At 57.9% G+C, this 24228-nt stretch carries 20 protein-coding genes and 1 pseudogene; 4 read left to right on the top strand and 17 right to left on the bottom strand.

Annotated features, from left to right (window positions below; genetic code table 11):
• Positions 1 to 99: 99 nt before the first annotated feature.
• The 5 genes from BLT09_RS00765 to BLT09_RS00745 all read right to left on the bottom strand — a co-directional run bounded on the left by BLT09_RS00765 (position 100) and on the right by BLT09_RS00745 (position 5702).
• On the bottom strand, positions 100 to 1512 hold the full coding sequence (locus BLT09_RS00765; protein ID WP_091590015.1) for a hypothetical protein: 1413 nt from the start codon (positions 1510 to 1512) through the stop codon (positions 100 to 102).
• Between the two features lie 224 nt (positions 1513 to 1736).
• Complete coding sequence (locus tag BLT09_RS00760) at positions 1737 to 2483, bottom strand: SDR family oxidoreductase (RefSeq protein ID WP_091590014.1); 747 nt, start codon at positions 2481 to 2483, stop codon at positions 1737 to 1739.
• Positions 2480 to 3724: an FAD-binding oxidoreductase gene (locus tag BLT09_RS00755; RefSeq protein ID WP_236473090.1), complete on the bottom strand. Its 1245-nt coding sequence runs from the start codon at positions 3722 to 3724 to the stop codon at positions 2480 to 2482. The genes BLT09_RS00760 and BLT09_RS00755 overlap by 4 nt, the downstream gene beginning before the upstream one ends.
• A gap of 68 nt (positions 3725 to 3792) precedes the next feature.
• Positions 3793 to 4218, bottom strand: coding sequence for a GtrA family protein (locus BLT09_RS00750; protein WP_091590011.1), 426 nt, complete (start codon positions 4216 to 4218; stop codon positions 3793 to 3795).
• 23 nt (positions 4219 to 4241) lie between these two features.
• Positions 4242 to 5702, bottom strand: a complete 1461-nt coding sequence (locus tag BLT09_RS00745) for a UbiA family prenyltransferase (RefSeq protein WP_091590009.1) — start codon at positions 5700 to 5702, stop codon at positions 4242 to 4244.
• A 396-nt stretch (positions 5703 to 6098) separates the two neighbouring features.
• On the opposite strand from BLT09_RS00745, the gene BLT09_RS00740 reads away from it, so the two are divergent.
• Positions 6099 to 7796, top strand: coding sequence for a glycosyltransferase family 39 protein (locus tag BLT09_RS00740; protein ID WP_167366277.1), 1698 nt, complete (start codon positions 6099 to 6101; stop codon positions 7794 to 7796).
• Between the two features lie 347 nt (positions 7797 to 8143).
• Here the strand turns inward: BLT09_RS00740 and BLT09_RS00735 are convergent, their stop codons facing one another.
• Positions 8144 to 9880, bottom strand: a complete 1737-nt coding sequence (locus BLT09_RS00735; RefSeq protein WP_091590005.1) for an FG-GAP repeat domain-containing protein — start codon at positions 9878 to 9880, stop codon at positions 8144 to 8146.
• A 277-nt stretch (positions 9881 to 10157) separates the two neighbouring features.
• Between BLT09_RS00735 and BLT09_RS00730 the strand changes: the two genes are divergently transcribed.
• Positions 10158 to 10376: a hypothetical protein gene (locus tag BLT09_RS00730; RefSeq protein WP_091590003.1), complete on the top strand. Its 219-nt coding sequence runs from the start codon at positions 10158 to 10160 to the stop codon at positions 10374 to 10376.
• 62 nt (positions 10377 to 10438) lie between these two features.
• On the opposite strand, the gene BLT09_RS00725 is transcribed toward BLT09_RS00730, so the two are convergent.
• Positions 10439 to 10666: a hypothetical protein gene (locus BLT09_RS00725; RefSeq protein WP_091590002.1), complete on the bottom strand. Its 228-nt coding sequence runs from the start codon at positions 10664 to 10666 to the stop codon at positions 10439 to 10441.
• A 155-nt stretch (positions 10667 to 10821) separates the two neighbouring features.
• Between BLT09_RS00725 and BLT09_RS00720 the strand changes: the two genes are divergently transcribed.
• Positions 10822 to 11061 carry a hypothetical protein gene (locus BLT09_RS00720; protein WP_139172464.1) on the top strand — a complete coding sequence of 80 codons (240 nt, stop codon included), beginning with the start codon at positions 10822 to 10824 and terminating at the stop codon, positions 11059 to 11061.
• Between the two features lie 73 nt (positions 11062 to 11134).
• On the opposite strand, the gene BLT09_RS00715 is transcribed toward BLT09_RS00720, so the two are convergent.
• The 8 genes and pseudogenes from BLT09_RS00715 to BLT09_RS00680 form a co-directional block, all read right to left on the bottom strand.
• Entirely contained in the window at positions 11135 to 12001 is an 867-nt protein-coding gene (locus BLT09_RS00715; RefSeq protein WP_236473089.1) for a sugar transferase, read from the bottom strand.
• Positions 12002 to 12434: 433 nt separating this feature from the next.
• On the bottom strand, positions 12435 to 14375 hold the full coding sequence (locus BLT09_RS00710; protein WP_236473250.1) for a GNVR domain-containing protein: 1941 nt from the start codon (positions 14373 to 14375) through the stop codon (positions 12435 to 12437).
• A gap of 59 nt (positions 14376 to 14434) precedes the next feature.
• Entirely contained in the window at positions 14435 to 15205 is a 771-nt protein-coding gene (locus BLT09_RS00705; protein ID WP_091589999.1) for a response regulator transcription factor, read from the bottom strand.
• 409 nt (positions 15206 to 15614) lie between these two features.
• Positions 15615 to 16334 carry a Crp/Fnr family transcriptional regulator gene (locus BLT09_RS00700; RefSeq protein WP_091589997.1) on the bottom strand — a complete coding sequence of 240 codons (720 nt, stop codon included), beginning with the start codon at positions 16332 to 16334 and terminating at the stop codon, positions 15615 to 15617.
• Positions 16335 to 16998: 664 nt separating this feature from the next.
• Positions 16999 to 17193: pseudogene (locus BLT09_RS00695) on the bottom strand (transposase); the annotation flags it as partial.
• A gap of 728 nt (positions 17194 to 17921) precedes the next feature.
• Complete coding sequence (locus BLT09_RS00690; protein ID WP_091589996.1) at positions 17922 to 18653, bottom strand: glycosyltransferase; 732 nt, start codon at positions 18651 to 18653, stop codon at positions 17922 to 17924.
• A gap of 78 nt (positions 18654 to 18731) precedes the next feature.
• Positions 18732 to 19547, bottom strand: a complete 816-nt coding sequence (locus tag BLT09_RS00685; RefSeq protein WP_091589994.1) for a glycosyltransferase family 2 protein — start codon at positions 19545 to 19547, stop codon at positions 18732 to 18734.
• A 107-nt stretch (positions 19548 to 19654) separates the two neighbouring features.
• The gene (locus BLT09_RS00680; protein ID WP_091589993.1) at positions 19655 to 20824 is read right to left on the bottom strand and encodes a glycosyltransferase family 4 protein; all 1170 of its coding nucleotides are present in this window, start codon (positions 20822 to 20824) and stop codon (positions 19655 to 19657) included.
• 174 nt (positions 20825 to 20998) lie between these two features.
• Here BLT09_RS00680 and BLT09_RS00675 point away from each other — a divergent pair, with 174 nt between their 5' ends.
• Positions 20999 to 21916, top strand: coding sequence for a sulfotransferase family protein (locus BLT09_RS00675; RefSeq protein WP_091589991.1), 918 nt, complete (start codon positions 20999 to 21001; stop codon positions 21914 to 21916).
• A gap of 21 nt (positions 21917 to 21937) precedes the next feature.
• On the opposite strand, the gene BLT09_RS00670 is transcribed toward BLT09_RS00675, so the two are convergent.
• A complete protein-coding gene (locus BLT09_RS00670) occupies positions 21938 to 22534 on the bottom strand; it encodes a sulfotransferase family protein (protein WP_167366276.1) in 597 nt (198 codons plus the stop codon).
• 484 nt (positions 22535 to 23018) lie between these two features.
• Positions 23019 to 24092, bottom strand: coding sequence for a glycosyltransferase (locus BLT09_RS00665; RefSeq protein ID WP_091589987.1), 1074 nt, complete (start codon positions 24090 to 24092; stop codon positions 23019 to 23021).
• Positions 24093 to 24228 lie beyond the last annotated feature (136 nt).

Raw genomic sequence — 24228 nt, 5'->3', positions numbered from 1 at the left:
ATATTGCACGCCGATAAGGGGTCAATCTTCAACGCCGTTTGACAGGGATCTCCGTATCAGGAGCCTTCAGGCGATCCGACCCGCCGGTCGCGGGCCGAACTAGGAGTCCTGCGTCGGGAGCCGCGTGTCGGGCGTACTTGCGCCTAGAGCACGGACCCTGGTTGCGCAGATGACCGCAACAGCAATGAAAAAGCCGATACCCGGATCGGCGCTCCCACCGGCAAGAGAGCCGGCAACAATGGAAGCCAGAGCACAAGCTCGCACGCTTGACACCACTGCGTTGGTTTCTGGATCGATATACTGTTTGAGGCTTCCCATGCCCCGAAAAACCACCACCAAGAGCACTGCCATCATCAGGCCGCCGACCAAGCCAAGCTGTGACGCAACTGCGATCGGCCAGCTAGATGCACGCGAACTGCCCAAGCCTACACCGAGACCGCTCGTCTCGAAGAACGCCTCCATACTTTTAGCATTCCAGTAGGCTCGCTCCTGGCCAGAGGAGGAATTTCCCTTATTTATAACCATAGAATCAAGTAGTTGGACGTATGGAGTGAAGAAACCCTCATCATAAAGGCCAATCGCCAAGGCCATGCAAACACCAAGCGAAACGACGGTGAGGATCAAGATTTCGGTCTTGTCGAAGCGGCCGGAAAGGAATGAGCGCAAGATAGAGATCGCAACAGGAATGCTCAGTATGGCTAGTCCCACATAGGCCACCGAAGACGTGGAAAGGGCCAAAAGGACAAGCACCAGAACTGCCAGCCCCCCCGCCAGCCGCGACTTAGTTTTGCGCCAGTAAACATAACAGAATGCTAAACAGGCGAGTGATCCGCCGCCGAAGGCCGATGCCTCGGAGGCGGCACCCGTAATGCGCCAAAAACCACCCGTCTTAACTTCTGAGAGCATCGCGTAGTTGGCTGTGCGGATCGGCCGAAGGACATCTCCTGCTCCTGCTAGCTTGCCGATTAGGTCGATCAATCCCATCCCGCAGTGGAGACCGCATGAGAGAAGGAATGCGCGCCGAATTTGGTCCATTCTATCCTTGTGCAGAAGCAGAACGCACAGGGCGATAGCAGTGAGGCCCCCCAAAACGAAATATCCGGTTTGTGAGATATTGCCCGACACGGGTGCAAGCGGAGCCTCCACGACTCCGCGTCGCATTGTCGATTGTACAAAGACAATAGTATCTCCCGCGAAGAAGCGCGGGAACAACCAGGCGCCGACCATGGCATAGAGCATCAGCCCGCAGAGGGCCCAGATCGGTCGGATTTCGCCGAATACATCGCCGAGGTGCCGCCAAATTCGTCGCCTGAAGGCGACGGCAGTCACCAGAAGCGCAGCGAAGAACGTGAAGATGAGTGGCGACGATCCCCCAAGCGAACTTAGCGTAACAACGGCAGTTGCACCGAATGTCAGCGACACAATGAGCCCGATGATTAATGGAGCCCGGAAATAGCATCCTAGAAGCAATATTCCAGTGCAAACTAAGAGACCGATGAACGAGACCTGCATGACGCTAGGTCCAACCCAGCGGCGGCGTGAACCGATCGCTTTGACTTGCGTTTGGATAGTACGAACATTGCAGCGACGCGGGACATCGTTCAGGATAAGAAATCCAGATAGTCTGTACGCAAAATTCGAGCGCTGGGGCGGCAATATCGTTGCAGGCTTCGAACCCTTTTGCCGAAGCTATCTCGCCAGCAGCGGCGCGCAATGGCTTCATCTGCACAATGCCCCTAGAACTTGACCCGCTTAAAAACGCCCTCAGGCATCGCGGCGATTACCCCCATGACAAGACGCCAGCTTCTTCTCACGTAGATGATGTCGCGGTGCCGCGATTCCGCAGCCTCGTAGATGGCTTCGGCTACTTCATCAGGTTCTGCCGTTAAAAATGGTGACAGTTTCATCCCGTCTGTCATTCGGGTCCGGACGAAACCCGGCATGACCGTCACCACCCTCACGCCTGAGTGCCACAATCGACCTCGAAGCCCCGACAGGAAAGCAGTCAATCCGGCTTTGGCGGAGCCGTAGACATAGTTGGAGGCGCGGCCGCGGTTTCCGGCGACCGAACTGACACCAACGATGGTGCCGGTGCCCCGCTTCTCGAATCGGTCCGCCAGCATGCCAAGGAGAATTGCGGGTCCCTCAAAATTCGTACGGAGTGACAGTGAGGCGTATGCCGTGTCGGCAACCGCTCTCGACTGGGTTGGAAGCATTCCCACCACGCAGACGACTGTATTGGGCAATGTGCCGAGTGAATTGATGAACGGCCCGAACGACTCCGTATCCAAGATGTCGAGGCGGCAAAGTTCGGCCTTGGCCTGCGAGGCGGTGAGAAGGTGGTTGACCTCCCGCAGGCCTTCTTCGTCGTTTCGGGCCGTAAGGATCACTTTCCAGCCATGCTCGGCATAGACGAGGGCCGTTGCCCTCCCTATGTCCGAAGTGCCGCCTATGATCAAGGCGGTTCCCGGTTGTGTCGTCATACTGCGATCCTTTTCGACAACATCGATGCGAGCCGTCCTTCGGCCCCAATCGCGCGGCGCTGCTGACGAAATACAGAAAGGTTCGGATAGCCCGCCTCGAACGTTTCGGGCCGCTGGCGGGCGTCCTTAGCCAGATAGAGCCGCCCTCCCCCTTCGACGACCAAGCGGTCCAATCTATCCAGAAGTGAGAAGATGCTGTCGGATACGGGAAAATCGAGAGCCAGCGTGACTCCCGGCATAGGAAATGAAAGCTGGCCGCCACCCTTGCCCAACGTCTTGAGGACGGCAAGGAACGACGGGTCCCTCGTTGTGGCAATTTCTCCCATGATTTCAGGCAAGACGCGTGACGCTGTCTGATGGGGGAGAACGAATTGGTATTGCAGGAACCCGCGGCGGCCGTAGAGCCGGTTCCATTGGTCAAGGCCGTCCAGGGGGAAGAAATAGGATTGCCACGTCACCAGTTCATCCTTGGTGCGGGCGCGGGCGTAACGGAGCGCATTAAAGGCTCGGATGGAGTGCCTGTTGAGAAGAAAGCCCGGGGCATCCAATGGCACGGCAATCCCGCGACCACGGGTATTCGGGTAGATCGGTGCACCCGGGTTTCTTTCCTGGAGAGCGTCAAGGCTGACATGTTCGCCGAGGTAAACCAGCGAGCGGCCAAGCGCGTTTCCCCTGGAAAGGCAATCGACCCAAGCTACGGCATAGCTGGCGCCTTCATTAGCTGTCAGTAGCTGCACGGCCGATAATATATTCTCGGCTCGTACAGTGTTCTGCCTCATCCATCCTGTTTCGACCTTGATCAACCGGATCGTAGCCTCGACAATCGTTCCAGTCAGGCCCATCCCCCCAATCGTAGCTTTGAAGAGGTCAGAATTATCATCCCGGGAGCATCGGACCGTCTGTCCCGAGGGAAACATCAGTTTCAGCGCTTCTACATGATCGCCGAAGCCCCCGACCCAATGATGGTTTTTGCCGTGAACGTCCGCAGCAATCATGCCGCCGATCGTGACAAAGCGCGTGCCCGGTACCACGGCAGGGAAGAACCCTCGAGGCAGGAATCTGTCGATTAGGTCAGCTAGTAACACACCAGCTTCGACTGTCAGTAAGCCCGAGGTTTCGTCGAAACCCTTCATTCGGTCGAAGCGACGCATATCGAGCGTCACTCCTGCACCGATACCGGCGTCGCCATATGAGCGTCCGTTGCCTCGCGCCACGTAGGTCGGTATGTGCCGCTGCAGCATCGCCAGTTCGCGAGGAGATCCCGGGCTGACGACGTTGCTGCTGTGCCTCGGATACCGTCCCCACCCGCTTAGCTCCACTGTGGCCTCCCGGAACGGAAGGTATATCTGCTGTCGAGGGCGAACTTGGTTGCATAGCCGATGGCAAGTCCGAGAATCGCGCCCGAATATTTGGCAAGAGACGTCCCCCAAATGTGCCAGAATCCTATTTCGAAGGCCCAGGAGATAATCGTCGTTAGTACGCTGAACACCCCGTAGAGCGTTACCTTGCGGGCTTCCTGGTACCTGCCTTCAAACGGATCAAAGAAGATGTAGTTTTTGTCGAGAACATATTTGACGACAAATCCCCCGACGGTGCCGACCGTGATTGAAACGAAGAGAGTGAAAAACGGTGCGGCGCGAACTGTTGCCTCCTGCAACAGGAGGTTGGCTGCCGTCGCGATGACTGCGAAAGCCGCATAACGGGTCGCGTATGTTGTGAATTGAAGGGAACGCATATCGTTACACCATTTCGCGTTGCCTAGACCGCCGCCACGACAGCTAGCCCGGCAATGAGGAATGACAGCAGGCTGTTGCGGTCGGTCATCGCAAACACAATCGGATCCTCGGTCATGCTGCGCCTGTGAGCAATCATCACCAGACGGCTGGTCCAGTAGATGAGCACGGGGCAGACGAACCAGAGCATTTGCGGCCGTTGGTAGAGCACGTTCACGTCCGGCGAGGATATGTACAGCGCGAACACGGTGACGGAATTGTAGCCCGCGGCCGCTGCAAACGCGGCAACCACGCCGAGATCCTCGAACTTGTAGTTCCGGTTCGAAGGCTCGGACAGTTGGAGATCTAGGCGTGTGGCAAGTTCGGCATATCTCTTGACCAGCGCCAGCGCCAAGAAAATGAAGATGGCGAAGGTCAGAAGCCACGGAGAGACGTGCACTCCGATCGCGATAGCCCCGGCAATGATGCGCACCGTGTAGAGCATCGCGAGCGTAACGACGTCGATGAGCATCTTGCGCTTGAGGTAGAACGAATAGGCCGTGGTAAGGACGAAGTACCCAAAGAGGACGGCAAAGAAGGCAGGAGACACACCAGTAGAGAGGATGAATGACGCGATTAAAAGCAGCGGCGCGGCGAGCAACGCGTGGATCAGTTGGATTCTGCCCTCCGCCAGCGGTCGATGCCGCTTGGTCGGGTGCGCCCTGTCGGCCTGAAGGTCAACGAGGTCGTTGATAATGTAGACACTCGAAGCGCAAAGGCAAAAGCTGAGGAATGCGATTCCGAGCTCGATCAGGTTCTCGGCAGTGAACTGGTGGGAAGCCAGCAACGGAACCAGCAGCAGAAGGTTCTTCGTGTATTGGTGCACCCTCAAAAGGCGCGCCCATGTCCGCCAGCTTGGTTTCTGGTGGGGCAGGTATTCCTTTTCGACAGGCATTGCCGCAAGCCTTCTGGAAACCCGTCCAGATGTGCGGATTGCAATTGCCGTTCCGCATTTTGACCAGACAGCGAGGTCGTCGGCATCGTTGCCAATGTAGTCGAACCTTCCCTCGCCGAACACTGCGACCAGCTTGGCTGCTTTCGTCTTGCCCGAGCAGTTCGTGGTCGCATCCGACCCGATGTACCCATCAAAAACGCCCAAGTGATCTGCAACAGCTCTGACGATGCGTTCGGAAGCGGCGGATGCAAGGTAGACTTGCCGCCCGTCCTTCTGCGCCGCCTCAATCTCTTTGAGCACAGCTTCGTCGTATGGAAGCGCAGACGCGTCGAACTCTACCGAGGAAGCAGCGCACTGTTTTAACGCAGCCTTGCCAAGCCTCAGTGCTTTTAACATGTCGACCGCAGATTGAGGTCGGCGTGCAAACTCCGACAGGGCGGTTTCTATCAACAGGTCTGAACGAACCAGTGTCCCGTCCATATCAACAACGAGCGGGCGACGGCAAGCCGGCTGCGGCGCCGCAACTTCGACATGTATCGATTCTTGCGCCATTTGCGCTTCGCCCACTCTGCAGGTTGCAGAGCTGAGCAGATCACGCGCTCATGACGAAGCGTAGTGCGCAAAACGGAGTAAACGATACCACCATCGTGTGAGTTTTGCGCTCATTGACGAAGCGTAGCGCGCAAAACGAAGTAAACGATACCACCATCGTGTGAGTTTCGACGAATTATGATGCGTTGCAGCGGGGGCGGCTGGGCCGCACAAAGCTTTGGCACATATGGAAATTCGTCTCGAACTGGCCACAGCGATGTTCAAAAACTTGGTAGCGCACCGCGGGAGCTCCAGACGTGTAGACCGCGTTCAAAATTGCATCCATAACGGCAATAAATCTCTATGTTTGCCAATATTACAAATGCGTCCTGAATAACGATGGCGGGATCAGGGGCAATGGTGAGTGTTCTCAAAGTCGAGCCAGGTAATAACATTCAGAACAATCCCATCGATGGTAACAGTGTCGCTTCAGAACCCAAGGACGGAATTGACAGGAAGTTCACCCTATTTTGCGTCTTTGCCGCCATTGCAATGGGGGCAATGTTGCGTTGGCTCGTCAACTCAGACGAGGCGTTTTGGTATGACGAGGTGTGGACCGCGACGATTGCACTGCAGGACTGGCGCGGGGCACGTGAGATTCTGGGGATCGATGTAAACGCACCCCTCTACTACCTGACTATCTGGGGGTGGGGGCAACTCTTCGGCGTGTCTAATGTTGCAATTCGTGCGCCTGGCATGATTGCCACCGCCGCTGCGCCATTAATGGCATGGATGCTGTTGCGCGGACGGATGCCACTGCATCAAAGGGCCTTGTTCACGATCATCATCGCGCTGTGGATTCCCAGTTTGTATTACGCCGAAGAGGCGAGAAGCTACGCCTTCACGGTGCTCGGTTCCGTGTTGCAAACCGTTTTCTTCTTTCGTGCGCTACGGGGCAAAGGCGAGACCGGGGACATCACCGGGTGGGCGCTGTCGGGGCTGTTTCTCGGACTGAACCATTACACGACCTTGGTCATGTCAGCAGTCCAGGGGGTGTCGCTTCTTCTTCTTTTTTGGCGAACGCGGCCCCTCGCGATTGCCTTTGCAGGTTTTGCCTACACGCCAGTTGCCGCGGTCTTCCTGAGCCACTACGAAGCCATTTTGCACATAACCACTTCCCAGAACTTCTGGCTCAAGCCGTTGTCGCTCTTCGATCTCGGACGTGCGTTGAAGTTCCTGGCAGGCGAAATCTATGTCGCCCTCCTCCTGGTCTGCGTTATTGGTGCGGCGCTTCTCATCGATGCCAAAAACGCGGCTGATGAAGGCACGCTGGGCCGCTATCGCGTGACCAACGTCGCGTTGTTGTGGATAGCGCGCCTGCGCAACTCCATCCGATCATCCCCGCTATTCCTGACCGCCTTGGTAAGCTTCCTTGGGTTATGCCTTTTTCTCGGCATTGCAGTACTTCGACCTACTTTCATGCCTCGCTTCCTGTTCCCCTTTGCACCTGGCCTTTTCCTCGGCTTGATATGGTTCATCGACGCAATGCCGAGCACTCGCTTATGCGCACGCTACGCGACAGTTGCCGTGTTCTTTGCAGGTGCCTTGATCTGGGGGGTCCAAAACTCTACAGAAATTAACAAACACCTGACATGGGAGCACGAAAGCGCGATCTTGAAGGACGCTGGAGTCTCGGAAGTCCTTTTCATCCTCGATCAGGGCTTCCCAACTCCCTACCCCGAATTTTTGCATCCCAAAGTGTTCGGCTTTTATTTTTCCCGCGCCGGAGCCGACGTAAGGGTCCGGGAGTTCGTTCCCGATTATCAGGGATACTCCGATCCGAGGCCGCATCTCATCAGCTTTCTCAGTGAGAAGCCTGGACGTGGTCTCATCTGGAGCATTTTTCCGGGGCCCTCTCCCGACCCCATACCGTCTGACCTCGAAGGCAAGATCAGGCGAATTCGCGAGCGCGGATTCTCGGCAGTATATGATCATACCGTCATGGAGGATACTGAGGGCGTTGATTGCTACGCGACACAAACCGGACCCTGGTCAAAGTATACCTGCTACTCCGCTCACGATCCGACGGCACAGGGTGAACTTCGCGATGATTAAGGTTTGACCTTCGGCGTGCCATACCAACGCAGCAGGCGGCTTGCGCGTGCCCGAACGGCGCCTGTTAATCCTTTGCAGTTTCGAAGCAAGCGGACATTCTCCTGAGTGCAGCTCCGAAGCATGGGGCAGGTCGACCGAAATATGACATTGCTTTTTTGCGTCAGCTTCGACCTGTCGAAGCCGACGCGCATGCCGCAGGCGGAGCCACGGGCCGCATTCTACGGTGAAGCGCGACCGCTCCTTGCTGTCGCCGGATCCCGGCATTTTCTTTTTGTTGCGATGTCTACCCGCAGTTCGCGGCAGGCTGTTCAAAAAGTGCCTCCAGCCGTTTTGTGGACGGCACTCTCTTAGCCCCGACGATCGCGAGAAATCGCGAGATTGCGCAGAATGCAAAGCGACAGAAATTCGCCATTGGAGAGGGCGACAATATCGAGATCGCCGTCGACATCGAGGTCAACGGCTCGCGCGGCCACAAAACTGCCGGAGCTAATATACTGCAGGCCTCGACGACCGTTGCCATGGTCGGCGAGGATATAAAGGCCGCCCAACCCAGTAGTACCCGCCGCGATCACATCCGGCGCATTGTCGCTGTTGAGGTCAGCAGCCGACAGAGGCGCAAGATCGGGTGACACTAGCCGCGGCCCATTCGATTCATCGTTTGCGGAGTTTTTGACCCTGGCGTTGACTGCTCGTGGCCAGCCCTCTGCAAGATCGCCTCCAGTGTTGCGCCATGCCAATGCGCCGCAAGCCACATCGGTCACACCATCTCCATCGACGTCGTCTGTTGAGAGGGTGCATGTTTGCTGCCCTGTGTCTATTGAAGCCGCGAGTTCCCATCGGTCCAGAGGCAACCGGTCGCGTGGCAAATCGAGCGCATTGACCCAGATGTGAACTGGCGGATTCGTCACCCAATTGGAGCCGTAAACATCAAGATCACCATCAGCGTCGAGATCAGCGAGAACGCCATTGTGGACTCCACCCTGACCGATGACCTGGACCCTCCACATCTCACCACGCCCGTCGATATTGTAGACAGCGGCGATCAATCGGTCGCTGGAGGTATGCATCTGACCCACCATGAGGTCTGGATCGCCATCTCCGTCCAGATCGCCGACGGCCAGGGTGTGCGCCTTCTCGACGAGAGGCAATATTTTGTTGCTTTTCCAATATCCTCGGGGATTTCCATCCTTGGCTTTGTACCACACGATGTCTGCAACGTCCTCCGAGGATGAATACAAGACGTCGGGTTGGCCGTCTTGATCGATATCCGCAACGACCGTTTTGAAGTTTTCAGGTGCCGGCCCTATCGAATAACTCTCCCATTTGTCCACTCGTGCTTGTGCATATCCTGGATTTTTTAACCAGGCTCCACTTACGACGATGTCCTGTATGCCGTCAGCATCTATGTCCCCTATACCCAACCCTTCCTGACCAAAGTCGCGGCTCGCCAAAGGGCGGCCCATCCATGATCCGTCAGCATTCTGGAAAAAGATGATGACGCTATCTTGCGACCGCGTTGCAATATCTAGACGTCGGTCACCATCGAAATCGGCGAGTTTGACATCCTTGCCCCAACCTCCGATCTCTCCGATCTCGCGACGGAGCCATTGTGCGCCATCGGTAGGGTCTCCGCTTGGCAGTGGATTCTGGAACCCCACTAGATTGGCACCTTCCGGCCCATCGGGAACGACTATGTCAAGATCGCCGTCACTGTCGATGTCGCCCAACGCACCGTCGGTCGTAAACTGGTTTTTGGGCCGTCCGATCAGATATGGACGCCAACCCGGTGCACGATACCAGACCAACGCTTCCTTGACTTCCCCTCCGATCACGAGGTCGAAGAGGCCGTCGCCGTCAATGTCACCAACCATCTTTACGTCGCCGGATCGATCGTCGACGACTTGCATTCGAAATTCGAGGCCATCCCACAGCGCAGCCGACGACAGCGACACCGGCTCGCTGGCCGTGAACTTCGTGCACCCCACTATCACGGCCATTGCCAGCAAGCAGGTCCACCAAGCGGCACAGTGCCGTCTCCGCCGTTCCAATGTGCTCAACAGCATCTGAAAGACCTCAATGCTCACGACATCGGCTCGAATAGGAAAACCTCGACTAGGCCTTTTGGCCACCGTTTCTCCGAGAATGATCCGGCCTCCAAGTCGCCCGAGCAAAGCACGTGAGGCTAGGCGGCCGTTAGAGGCCCAAAGGGAGTATGTGTACCACGTTTGAGGGCGCGGTCCTGGCAAAGCGGGAACCGTGGTTGAGGTGAAGGCGATCGGCTCCTTCGTGAGTTGGCTAATGAAGGGTTTCCCCTTTCGGTCAAGTACCGGAAATATTAAGATCCGCTAATGTTGTTCGGCGATGAGCAAGGACAACATCATTTCTTTGGACGGGGCCATCAGGGCCGAAATCCGCAGGAACCTGGCCGATGTCATGGGATTGCACGGCTTCGACTTCGAAGTCGACACCATACTCTCCAGTTGGGAAGGCACGATAGATGATCGTCAGGTGATGGAAGCCCTACGCATCATTAAACTCGCCGGCTTCATGTTCGACGAGGTTCCGTACAGAGCAGACTGAAGTGGCTGCGTTTGCCCGCCAAAAAAGCCAGATCGTTGGCCTGATGAGGGTTCGGCTGCGGATCAAGCGCGGACACTCGACGCGATCGCGTCGACCTCCGCGACCACCCCGCCCCCCACCGGCATTGCCAACAGAAGAGCCGCCAAGCGAGGCTCGAGGCTATTGTCCCGATTTGCCGTCGCAGCAAACGCCAGAGAGGCTATGAGCGCAGTGATCATCGACCAGCGCATATAGACGACGAGGGCCAGGATTCCCGTGCAAATCAATGCCACAACGACGGAAACCTGCATTTCACACCCTGACCATCGATGATCCAGACCCTGACTGCGCCGCCGGAACCGCTGAGCTAGAAGGTTTGGGCTTCACAAAAACGAGCGACTCTGATTTCCTTGGGACAGGGTTCGTCTTCCGCGGCGTCGATTGACCCTGGGAGGAGGTCGCCGTGTTGCTTGCCATTGCCGGCGTTGCCGGTCTTGCCCTGGCAATAGGGTTTACGTTGCGCGCGCCGGCGCTGATCGTGGCGACCCTGGTGGTGATCGTCGGCAGCGTCGCTGTGGGCAGTTTTCTTCACCTGTCTGTTCCAAACACCATCCGCTCGACGTTTTATCTCGTTGTCGTCACCCAAATTGCCTATCTGGTCGGCCTTGCAATTGCCGTGCTGCGGCATCGCCCAAGGCGACAATAGAGTGGGCGACAATCCGTTGTGGGCGACAATCGCTTGAGGCCGTTTCTGCCGCGCCCCCTGACATAGCCAAGGGTCAGGAGGTCTGATCGAACTTCATCATGGCCGGTATCGTCCGCATCAGGATCGAAAGATCGCGGCGTAGAGACCATGTCCGAACGTACTGCGTGTCCAGCAATACGCGATGCGAATACTCGGTCGTGTTTCTCCCGTTTATCTGCCAGAGGCCGGTCAGTCCTGGCCGCGTCTTCAAATATTCATGCGATGCTGCGCCATAGCGTTGCAATTCGTCGGCAACGACAGGACGCGGGCCGACGCAACTCATGTCGCCCCGCAAGATATTGAACAACTGCGGCAGCTCATCCAGGCTCGATTTGCGAAGCATCCTTCCGAAAAACAGGATACGCGGATCGCAGCTCAGCTTCTGATTGGCCGCCCACTCCTGGGCGGCTTGTGGATTGCAACTCAGATGCTGTTCGAGCACCTCCTCGGCATTCCGCACCATGGTGCGGAACTTGTAGCAGTCGAAGGCCTTTCCATCGAAACCAATGCGCTGGTGAACGAACAGCACCGGACCGCCTGTGGTCGCCTTGATCAGAAGCGGGATCACAACCAGGATCGGACCGGCCAGGATGAGCGCTGTCGAGGCTACCATCAGATCCAGCAGCCTCTTGGCCCAACCGCCGAGCGGCTGTCGGCCTTCGCTCCGCGGACCATCGTCAATGCTCGCCGTGCGCATGTCCGGCTCAAACGGAACGGCGCCATGGTCATGGCTTGCGTTGAGTTGAGGCGACGACAGGTCTGGCGTATTCGATCTCGCGGCCGCATCGCTTTCATGCCGAAGAAGCGAAGTCGCGGCGGGCCTGGCTCCGACCAGTAGAACCCAGCCTTCAATAGCCAGGTCTTCGCACTGCCGCAGGTTACTTTCGATCACGTTGGACATTTTCCGCTTGCGCTCGATTTCAACTTTTCGTTTGCATTTTGGCGACGACGGTTGATCTCCGGCAAGCAGGGAAAAGGTGGTAGATCGGGGGTGTTTGGCAGCGTGGCCTACCGCTTAGTTGCTAGGCCGGGTACGGACGAATGGCTGCTCCGTCCAATGCCTGGCATGATTTCGGAATCGATTGTTCGGCTCGCGACGCCCTGAAGGGGCGCGGATTCACTTTGACAGGTGCCGGATTGACGGGGCGGCGTCGAGACTTGCCGCTGGGCTCTAAAGCGCGTCGCGTTTGAACGGATTCATGCGACGCGCTTTAAGTTCTTGTCTGATGCATGTCGTCGTCGCGCGAGACCGCTGCGCACCCTCGGTTCGAGCCGGAGGGCATGCTTTTGCGCGACATGCATTAGCTCGACGCCACCGCGAGGAGGACAGGATGTCAGCGCGGCGCCTGACTTGCGCGCTTCCGGTAACGCCGAGCCGAAACAGTACGAACACGTGTCATCAACACGCCAAGGACGGAAGAATTGGTGCTTTTGAGTGTCTGCGTCAGGTCTTCCAGTTGATCAAGCGACGTCACGCCCCACTGCGCCACCACAATCACGCCATCAAGAAGCGGGCAGAGAGCAAGGCCTTCGGCTCCTGAACTAAACGGCGGGAGTTCAACAATGACGATATTGTAACTACCAACTTCGTTCAGCAATTTCTCCATATTATCGGGAACAAGCAAATTCGCCGAATTCGACGCATCGTTCTTCAAGTAATAAAACGATGCCTTTTCAATGTATCGGATTTGCTTGCCGATGTCTTTGGGGCTGCCGGAATCCCGATCGATCATATTGAAATCGGCGGAAAAGAGACGTTCGTTGGCCAGTGCCGACTTATCGTCGGCGTTGATCACGAGGGTCGCTGTGCCCGCTCTCCCACACAGCGCCGCCAGATTGCTTACAATGGTGCTCTTTCCGTCGCCGGGGGACACGGATGTAATTCCGATGCGACGCCTTGAAGGGTTGGCCCCGGCCAGGCCCATGATCGCCTTGACGCTCCTGAGGCTGCCGCTGAATGAAGAGTCCGGGTTCCTGAGCACCTCGTCAAGCCGGCCAAAACCACCCCGCCTGAAGCTGACCGGCGGCAATTCTCCAACACAGGCCAGGCCCAGTTCGCGACGGATCTGACGCGGGGTCCTCACGTTCCGATCGAGCCCGCGTCGCGCCACGGCGAACCCGATGCCAGCTACCATCCCGGCAAGTGTGCCAAAGGCGAGGATCAGCGTCTTGCGCGGCCGACTTGCCGTCTTGGGGCTCGTCGCGGACGTGATGACGCGAGCATTGGCGATCAGATAAGGCTGTTGGTCGACCGAGTTTGTATACGCCGCGAGCAGGCTCTCATACATCTTTCGATAGGTGTCGGCGGTAACCTCCAACTGCTCCAGCGTAATCTGGTGTGTTGGCTGTCCTTCGCTGTGTGCGAGGTCCTGTCCGGCGACGGACGTCTCGTCCTGACCGATGCTGTAGTCGTGTTTTGCGCGAAACTGCTGGGCGACCCGGGTCGCCCGGTTCATCTGATCACCGACCTCCCGCATCCGCCTTTCCAACCATGCGATGCCTTCGCTAGCCGTTGCCGTTGTCGTTTGCACTTGCTCGCGCACGAACGCTTCCGCCGTGGCGTTCGCGATGCGTGCCGCCAATGCCGGATCCTGAGACTGGAATGTAATGTCCATTGCATAGGAGACACCGACACGCTGGATATCCAGGCCATCGCTGAACATCTCCACCGCCTGACGCCGACGCTCGGATTCCAGCTGCGGGCTGTTCGCCTCCATTCGATCCGGCCAGGGAAGCACGCGATGGAAGAAATCCGTCAGCGCAGCATTGCCGGCATGGAGCCCGCCGGCATCGACGATGCTCGTCCAGGCTCTGCGAAACCTCTCGCCTATGGTCGGACCGTCCAGATCTCCGAAAGTTGGATTGTCCATGAGTCCAAGGTCATCGATCACCATCATCGCGATCTTCTGGGAGCGCAGCACTGCAAGTTGGCTCTCGACCTGAGCGGTATCGAGCGACAGGTTCACTTCGGCGGGTTGCTGCTGAAGGTTTTTGGGTATCTTCGGTTCGATCAGGATCTGGGTGCGCGCCGAATAAATCGGATCCGAGGTTGCAAAGTAGAACGTGGCGAAAACGATTCCGGCGACGACGAACGCCAGAATCGAGAAAAGATACTGCCGAGCAAACGAGACGACGTCAGCGAGGCTGATAAAGTCCTGCGGTGCGTCCGCCCCGAGCCATGGCTTGTGAGCAATTGCCGCCGACGGCCGGTCTAGCATGGCTTCAATCCATATCTGCAACAAAAAGAGCGGCGAACTGCAACGGTCGAGCAGCATCGCCACCGATGGGTCCCGGTTCGAGCATGCAGCCGCGCCACTGTTATGATGACAACCGTTTAGCTCGATCGGCCCAACAGGTGGGCGCCAGGAAACATCTCATTGAGCTTGTAGACGACCTCCGTCCTGTTCGTCGCCTTCAGCTTCTTCATGATGTTGCGGATATGGACCTTGACCGTGCTCTCGCGGAGGTTGAGCTCATGAGCGATTATCTTGTTCGCCTTCCCACGCCTGAGAGCCTGGACGACCTCTTCTTGCCGCTCCGTGAACACACTCGCCATGGGCCTTGTCATTTCGACTGTCGTGTCGATTGCCTTGTGCTGGGCAAGCACGCTGCTTGCAGGGACAAATGTGCCACCGGCAAGGACAAGATTTACGGCTTCAACACAGATCTCGAACCGGATCGATGAAGGGATGTAGGCTTTTGCGCCATAATTCAACGCCTTCAGAATCTGCTCCAGATCGTCGGTATCGGCCAAAATCACCACCGGAACCGGGTGGGCCTCATTCACAAGATCGGCAATTTCGCTGCCGGTCCTTGCATCTGTCACCTTTCGGCTGCCCACGTTCAGCAGAATGGCCGATATCGACAGTGCATTCTCTTGATGCCGCCACTCTTCGATCGAACCGAACGACAGGATTTCCTTCCCGATGCCATAGGCGGTCAGGCATTGCGCAAGACATTGTCGGTCAAGCACTCGCTCGTCCAGCAGAGCCAGGCAGGATTCGGTCAAGCCATGTCTATGAAGATGTATTCCATTCCCGGCCTTGCGCGATACGAATTCCAGTGCACCGGGTGATTTGTTATCCAGTTGAATTGTCGGAACCATGAACTTACTCCCCAAACTCTACCCAACGTTTCGAGATCCAGTACGAGATATACTTCAGGCAAATACTATTTCCCGCGAACAATGTTCTGTTCGCGTCGCCTTCACTATAACTGCGGGATTTCCCAAAGCCCCACCTTGGACAGCACTACCCCGTCACTAATGTTTATAGCCTAAAAGCTGTGCCTTCACTAATTTAGGTTAACAAAACGTAAAAAATTTTTACCCCTTCACTTGGCCGTAGTAATTTGGTCTAGGAGGGGTTAGCCAGAGAACACACCGACCGCGATCTGGACCGCGCGTTGTTTGCCAGGCGCGGGTAGCCCGTCGGTAAAGACAGCCGTCGTCGCCGATAGCCAGTGCGGCTTCAAGGCGCGTCGCGCCGCGTTTGCATCGTGCGCCAAAACAAGTGTCAACCATCGATATACCTGTCGTCGAACTCGGCAAACTTCGTTACGCCCAGCCGATCCAGCACGCGGACATGACCTTGGCGGAACTCCAAAAAACCGCGTTCCCGTAATTCCCGCAGCATTCGATTGACATGGACCGGCGTCAGGCCGAGCGCGTCCGCGAGGTCGTACTGGGTGAGAGGGCATGCAAAGCCAGTGCGGCTGGCAGCGCCGACGCGCTCCAAGCGCGCTCTCAGTTCGAGCAGCAAGTGCGCTGTACGCGCCAGGGCGCTGCGTCGGCCTATATTGGTGAGGTGTTGGGCAACAAGCGCTCGCTGGCGCGCGAGCGTTTCAAGAAAAAGCGAGGCTATGTGTGGCGACTTCGGTGCTCCAAGAGCAAGCGTCTTGGCCGAGGCTTCCAGCACCGCAAGGTCGGTTTGAGCCACAAATGTCTGAAGAGCAGCGCCCGTGTAGGTCTGTGGCAGGACAATGTCGCCCTTCAGGGCAAAGTCCAAAATCTGTCGCTGTCCACCGGCAAGGTCATGAGAAATGCAACCCCAGCCAGACTCGATTATGAAGACGCGATCGCCGTCCTCACCCTGATTGACGATAGCGGTTTCCGCCGCATATCGCTTCGGCACGAAGCCCAGCGCCTTGATATACGCCTTATCGTCGCTTTTGACTGCGACTGACGTCGGACGGTTTTCATTCTCACTCAATGAAAGGCTTGTAGCATACGTCATTCGAAACCCCGCCAATCCTCCCCTAGATACCTCCCTGGGCAAAAACGTACTCCAGCTTTGACGTGTTGAGTACCCTGCACGGGCTACAACCATTGGGTGATGTTGCACTGCACTCTCACAAAAAAGCAAGGATCACGCCTGGTCGAGCGCAGTACGACCCGAATTCATCATAGAATTCGACCGACTTTCTGCACCATCCATTCGAATGGCATGGCCTCCGGCGGTCCGATGCGATTGGTGGCACCGTGCAACTTTCGAACACGCCACCCTTCCGGATCGCTTACGGCTTTCGGCGTGACTGGCTCGCCCTACCGACGCAATGCCAGGCATTGCTGCTGACTTGCGGTCGCGCTGACGTTGTCGGGGGCGAACCGGCGGTCGTTCAACATCGGGCGGAACGTGCCGCTACCCCATCCATGCAACGTTCTGATTTCACTCGCAGATTGCACCTCGGGGTTCCGCCAGATCGAGCAACACCGGGTCACTCAAGTGCAACCGCCGCAGACCAGATGCGTCACAAAACCGGCAGGTCGCGCTGGGCCCGGTTCGAGATTAGTTGTGTGCGTCAAGTTCTGCAAAAATGGCGTGGCATTCAGCGGTGACGTTGGCGTGTCCGCCGCGCAGCCCCCGTGTTTAGCGGAGCGGCGGTCATGGCGGCCGCGTCTCAGGCGGCCAGTGCCCTCAGGTTCTCCTTCTTGTGCTCGCGCAGATGATCCATGTTGAGGTAGCGGGTCGCCTCGAGCCAGTTCTCGTGGATCTCCACCGCCAATGCCCGAACCAGCCGCAAACAGCTCTGCGGGTTGGGGAAGATGCGAACGACCAGGGTGCGCCGCTTGATCTCCGGGTTCAGCCGCGACACAGGCGCGAGGTATACTCCATTCGCGTTAGCTTCGCCCCCGATTGCCTCGCACCTGCGAAGAGACCACTCGCCACGTACCCTGAAGAGGGGGTATGTCTGACGCTGCGAGCGGCCGCTTCAACCGCACTGGATTGTTCGGCGCCTCGATATGTTGAGCAGCGTTGCGTCCGATCGTTGCCATTGACGAAGAATGCTACGTGCCGTCTTCAAGGTGACCGCATGGCTGTTGCTCATCGCCGTCTTGGCCGCGACCTCGCAAGGGATAGCTGGTTGAGACGGTGGATGGCGGTGAGGCTCCTACGGCTCCACCCGCTCTGCTCTACTCCTAATTGGTGTCGCCCTCCTAAATGATGCCGTGCTAATGTTCTAGCCGGCTTGGGAGGTTCCAATCGACCTCATTGCGAATGTTTTCGCCGGCACGTGGGCTGCCGGGGTGCTTGCCGCCATCTGGTATGTCTGGACGCGGCCCTCGCTGCCCGTTGCCGAAAACAAGCAGGACCGCGATTTGCGGGAATGGCTGGACGGGCAGATGTAGAGGGCGCTTGTGCGAAGCAGCGCCCGACCCTGGTCGAAACGATACGGGCCGTCCCGGCGCCCGCGAAGAGCGCGCCCAACCCGGTGTTCGGCGAGGTCGTGCCGCAGCACGGCGCGAAGACCGGCCGTCTGCGCGGGAACCCCAAGCGGCGTTAGGCATCGCCACCGCCAGCCGCTGGGGCTTTTTGGCTGGGCTACCGGCTCGCCGAGCGCGAAAGAGCAGCCTCTGCTTGATCGGCACTGCTCAGGAATTCGTCGCGTTCGGCTATCCACAGATCCGCATAGTCGACATTCTGCCACTCGGCAAACCACGGACCGCCACTTGTATAGTGGACCGCCTTGGGCGTGCCATGCGCCGGCTTTTCGTTCCAACCTTCAAGCCAGTTCCACTCTACCGGCAGCGAGCCCAGATCCTCATCGGCGACCCACTGCATTCGGTGGAGGTAGGCGCCGCTTTCGCGGTTCACGACCTCCGGCGTAAGCGATTTAACCGCAGGATGCGCGCAATTGAACAGCATCAGCGAGGACCAGTTTTTTCGAGGGTAGGATGTCTGGACAACGCCATCCATCTTGGTGGTGGCCTTCGGCGTGTAGTCGTGCTGGACACAATAGACCGCCTTGTTCGACTTCGTGTATTCCAGCAGACCTGCAACGTCACCGAGCCACAGGAAGTCGCAATCGCAGAACAAAGCCCAGCCCGTATAGTCGGCGAGAAAAGGCGTGAGAAACCGCGTATAAGTGAACTCTGTTGACGCGAGCGGATCTTTCTCCCTCCAATACAGTTCACGGGCACGCAGCTCGTCCTGCTTGATTGGAATGACGGAGACGGGCACCGAAGCGTTTTTGAGCAAAGAGTGCCGCGCCACGTCGTAGGCGATCGGCTCACGGCTGTCCCATCCAACGAATACCCTAAACGCATCAGTCATATTCAGTACCTTGGCTCCAATTTCAAAACGGGCACACACTAACTGTCTGGCAACAACTCGGCAACAATGGCGCGGAAATTAGCCAGGGCGATTTCTGAAACCCGCGGATTTGCCGTTCACCCCGGCCCGGCTTTCCTCGGCGCACCTCGACGTGCCACCCAACGCGACAAGCGCCCATTTCTGATAGGTGTAGCCGGCCGAATAAGCGGCGACCATCGCACCGGTCGAACCGTCCAGAAACCCCAGCCTGAAGACATAGCTGTTCATATAAGCCCAGACCGAGCGCAAAACCGCCTTGCTGATCGAGCTTTTTTTCCCCTCGGCAAGCATCCGCGCGGCGGACGCTTGCGCGTATCTGCCGATCTTGTCATGCGCGTCCGCCAGGTCGGCGATGGAGTCATGCTCCAGGGGATGGGACAATCGCGAGACCTTGCCATTCACCACCACCTTCTCATGCACGGTGTCGTTGCTGAAGCGGCCGGACTGGCGACGGAAAAGCCTAAGCACCAGATCGGGCGACCAGCCGCCATGGCGGACAATGCGCCCGCAAAAACGCGATCGTCTTGGTATTTCGAAGCCGTCACAGCCTTTCGGGTTGGCGATTGCGGCCCTGATTTCCGCGGCCAGCGGCGGCTCGACCCATTCGTCGGCATCAAGCGAAAGGACCCAATCGCCTGTCGCCGCGGCGAGGGCGCGGTTTTTTTGCGCGCCGAAGCCCGGCCAATCGAGGGTGATCAGCACCTTGGCCCCGAGCCCACTGGCGATGTCCCTGGTCTGATCAGTACTGTTATTGTCGAGGACGACGATTTCGTCGGCAAAAAGTACCGAGCGAAGGCAACGTGCAATGCACGCTTCCTCATTGCGGCTGATTATGACGACTGAGAGCGCCGGCACGGTCAGACGGTTCCGGCATCAAAACTGCGACTGTTGTTCAAATGAAACTGTCCCCCGGCCGGTTGGCACTCCGGTGATCCTAACGGATTCAAAAAATATGTCGAAAATTATTTCAGGTCGAGATTTTCGTACAGCGCTATCATTCTCCTGATCATGACGTTGAAATCGTAGTGTTCGGCTGCCGCCCTGACCTTGGCCGCAGTCTCAGGCCGTGACGACAGCTGCAACGCGCGGGCAAGCCCGGCGGCGAGGTCGTTTACGCTGGCTGCGTCGCAAACAAGCGTCGGCTCGAAGCGATCGACAAGCTCGCGCGCCCCACACCCGGTGCTGACGACGGCGGGCAAGCCGCTGGCCATGGCTTCGATCACCACTGTGCCGAATGGATCATAGATGGAAGGCAGCACCGCAATGTCGGCGGCGCCGTACCATGGCAGCGTATCTTTTTGCGGTCCCAGCATGCGGAGCCTTGCACCAAGACCAAGCCTGTCACCGGCCTGCTGGAAGGTATCGGCGCGCGAATCGTGGCCAATGACCCATAACTCCGGCTCACCATCGAGCATTGCGACAGACTTCATCAAGGCAAGAAGTCCTTTTCGCGCAAAACCCGAGCCAACGAAGAGAACGACCGGCCTGTCATCGTTGACGCCAAGCCGTGAGCGGACCACGGCTCGATGCTGTCGGCGCAACTTAGGGTTGAAGCGCTCCAGGTCGACCCCGTTGGGAATATGGTGCACGCGTTCGGCCGGATAGTCGTAGTGACGGACAATGTCCTCCGCCACCATTTTCGAAATGGCAATCACCGCTTTAAGCCGTGGGCTGCCATAGGTCGCGCGCTCGAGGCGCAGCGTCTGGCGGTGAAACGGGCTCAGCGCCATCGCTGCCGTGCCAAGCCGCGTCTCGAAACGCCGTCGCTCGGCAAGATAGGCGGCATGAACGCCTTCCCCGGCCCGGAAGACGTCGCAGCACGGAAGGCGATCGTTGCTCTGCACCAGGGCCGGCGGCATTTCGGCGATCTTGCGGCAGGCGGCTCGAGCAAAGGACGTCGCCCGCAGGGAGCGGGGAAAGCGGCGGCCGGCGCAGTGGATGAACTCGATGCCTTCGTGTCGCGGCCAGTCGCCTGACAGCACGGCCACCGGCCGTTGACGCGCGGCGAACGCCGCCATGATGTTTTCCAGCATGATCTCGCCTCCGCCAAAGGGCGCGTAACGCTGGCGCACGAACAGGATAGGCTTCTTCGGGTCAGCTTGATCCCGTTGATCATGCCGTGACAAATCCATGCGACCTCGCTACGCCCTTTTGCACCCCGATCAAGCTTTCGAACTTGGCGGGACTTTGCTCGCAGTCTATTAAGCGTGGCAAGCCGGTCCTGGATAGGGGCGCTGGCGTATAGTTCCGCGTGGTTGCGGCTATGCCACGACGGTAGACTGCTTTCAAGGCGAGGGTTTTTGCCGATGACCACCAGCCATGTCTCGCCCGCCGACAAGACCGTCTCGGGCAAACGCAAAGTCGGCGTGGTCCGCCGCCTGGAGCGCTCGTTGCGACCGGGGCTGCGAAATCTCCGCGGTCTGGTCAAGGAGCCGTTTCTAGCCTGGGCGCATCCGGAAGCTCTGGCTTTCTACCGCAGAGCGATGCAAACCGCTTATCTGCCGGACGACCTGATCGACGTCGTCCCGCAACTCAAGATCCTGTATCTCGCCACGCCGAAGGCGGCGAGCAGCCGCATTCGCAGCAACCTTGCAGCCATGATCGGCAATGACACCGTGTCGGAGTGGCGCAGCGACCAGAACTGGAAGGTGCACAACCGAAAAGCGTCGAGCTTGCAGGCGCCTCGCCATGGCATTGTGCAGTTCCATCGCATGGCCACAAGTCCCGAAGCCTTGCGGTTCACCTTCGTTCGCAATCCCTATGCAAGGCTGTTGTCGTGCTGGGCCGACCAATATCGCGACCGCCCCCTTGTGCCTGGCTATGGCAGGGTGGAGGTCTATCTGGCCCATCGCGAAAGGGCGGATCCGTCGCTGCCTGTCGGTGCTGACAAGAGCCTGTCGTTTGCTGATTTCGTCGCCTTTGCCTGCACGACCTCGACATGGCGCATCGACAAGCATTGGCAGAGGCAAAGCGACATCGTCGACCTTCCAGGCGTTGTGTTCGACCTCATCGGCAAAACCGAGACTTTTGCACGAGATTTCGAACGGGTTCTCGATCATGTCGGTGCAAGCGAGGAAATGCGACGCGCGGCGATGCCACCTCTGCACACCTCCTCGCGCCGCAGGCTTGCCGACTATTTCACGCCAGAACTGGCCGATACCATTTACCGCGCCTATGAGCGCGACTTCGATCAGTTTGGCTATCCGCGCGCGCTTCCAGAGTGAACAATCCGCGCGACGGAACCCTTAGACATACCCGAACGCCTGCATCAGCGGTTTGCCGCGTCCCTCGGTAAGCTCCTTCAATTCCATTTGACCCAGTTCGGTCTTCCAGCGGCCGCGGCCATCATAGATCGGCTTGTTGACCTGCTGGTTGCGGAGCGCGGCATGTTGGGGTTGCGCATCGAGTGTGAACCATCGTTGCGGGTTCCGATGATAGTCGAGCAAACTCTGGTCGAACGACAATCCCAGGAAGGTGCAGATCTTTTCGATGGTCGCTTCCGGGTCATTGACAAGATCTTCGTAGCGGTAAATCAGGACGTCCGTGCTGCCGCGCTCGGCAAGCACCATTGTGTTATCCGAAATCCAGCGATCCAGGCTCTCGGTCGCATCGCCAAGCCGCTTGGTCAGCGAAGCAACGGTATCGCGCCCATCGCGTACCGGCATCACGAACTTCGCGCCCGGCACCAGACGTCGTATCCGGTCGACACGCCTGATATGACGTGGTGTCTTTTCAAGCAGCACCGACTTGCCCGCCCCAATGGCCGCCTGTTTCAGCTTCGAGTAGCGATACAGCGCAAGTGGGGTCCATTTGAAAAACACGTTGGTTTCTTCGAATGGCAAAAAGACATCGGCATGCGAGGCAAGGATCGTCGCTATCAGCGTGGTGCCGCTATGCCCGCAGCCGCAGACAAAGCCTTTGCATCGGATCAATTCACACCTGCCCTGTCGTCGGCATGAGATCTGCCATGCCGCTGAAAGGCTTCATCGAGCCATTTCCAGTAATCGAGCCGGGCAAGCATCGTTTGTATCCCGCCGCACATCTTCATAGCGCAGAAGCGCAATCTTTCGAACGTGACTTGCGCCTGAAATATCAGACACCGCAGTGTCGCGCTAGGAGCCGTTTGTAGCGAGATTTGTCGGGTCGATTTGCGCAATGTCGCTCAGGTTCTTCTGTTCGGCGTCGCCCAGATCGTCAAGCACTACTCGCAGCCATGTCCGCCCGGATTTGGGAAACGAGACGACAAGGAGGGGGCGGCTTCCTTGCAAAAAGGCGGACAACAAACTCAACTTATGGACTCCGATTGCGGCACTTTGATCGAGCGGATCAGCGATCGTAAATATCGATTAAGGCTTCGGCGATCCGTTGCGAAGCCGGCACCTTTGGATCAATCGACAGATTGGCATTGAGGAAATCCCGGCTTTGCTCAAAATAGGTCGGTCTTGACCTGACCGCAGCGCGGATATCCTCGACGAGGTCATGCTCCGACAATGTTGGTTTGAAGGCGCCCATGGGCCTGTCGAACTCGACCATGGGCGAAACCGGCGGAAACAGCACCACCGGAATGCCGCAGGCGATTGCTTCGTAAACAGTGGTGCTTGGGCGCGTTACGAGCGCCAGAGCGTCCGGGAGCAGCTGTGCGAAATCCAGCGGCGATTTGTTCGGCATATCGACTTTTGCGAACATCGTGGGGTGGACGCTAACGACATGGGCAAGGCCGAGTTTCGCACATGCGGCTGCCACGGCTTCAATCGCCTGGCGATCTGCGGGATCCTCGATACTCCCCTTGAAGTTCACCAGCACAAAAAGCCCTTCGTCGTGCCTGGCACCAGCGCTTGCGGCGGCACGCTCAATGACCGGGGAGCCGACAACATATGTCGGCTGTCGCCTTTGCTGCAGCGCCGCTGGTCCCATCGACAGGATGTAGTCAGCTCTCACAAATCGATGCGGCCGCAGCTCTCGCGCACCTCCGATGAGGCCGACCACACGGACCATGCCGAAGTTGATGGAGTCGATGAATCGCCTAAAAAATTGCGGCGCAAAGTCACTTCCAGTCACCAGCATGTCACCGGGCCTGATCATCCGCTCGAGGTCAGCAAAGCCGATATGCGATATTCCTCGGGCGTTGAGTTCAGGTCGCGCTACGCCGCCGCGTTTCAATCCATCGAGATGCGCGAACACGCAGCGGATGCCGCGGTCACCCAGAATTTCTGCCGCGTCAGCCAGCAGCCGAACATTGTTGCGGTTGTGTGGGACGAAGTAGACCGTCCTCGTCGCTGCCCTGCCGCGAGTGTAGATACGCCCGCGCTTGAACAGATTTCCTGGATGCACAAGCCGGTAGGCTGCGAGGAGCCGCTGCACAAAGCCATCGCTGACAGGAGAAGACGCCTTGTTTCCCAAACTACTACCCAAAGATATGCATCGCCTCTTGCCCGTGAAATTTAGAACGGCCGCCCGCCGGTTAGTTTACACTGGTCTCGCCGTCAAGAAGGCGCTTGACTGTCCGCTGGTTGTAACCTGCCTGGGACACTCGCGA

This window comes from Mesorhizobium muleiense, from assembly GCF_900099905.1.
Classification (GTDB): Bacteria; Pseudomonadota; Alphaproteobacteria; order Rhizobiales; family Rhizobiaceae; genus Mesorhizobium; species Mesorhizobium muleiense.
Note: the sequence above shows the minus strand (reverse complement) of the source record. Positions and strands in the feature narration are given on the sequence as shown.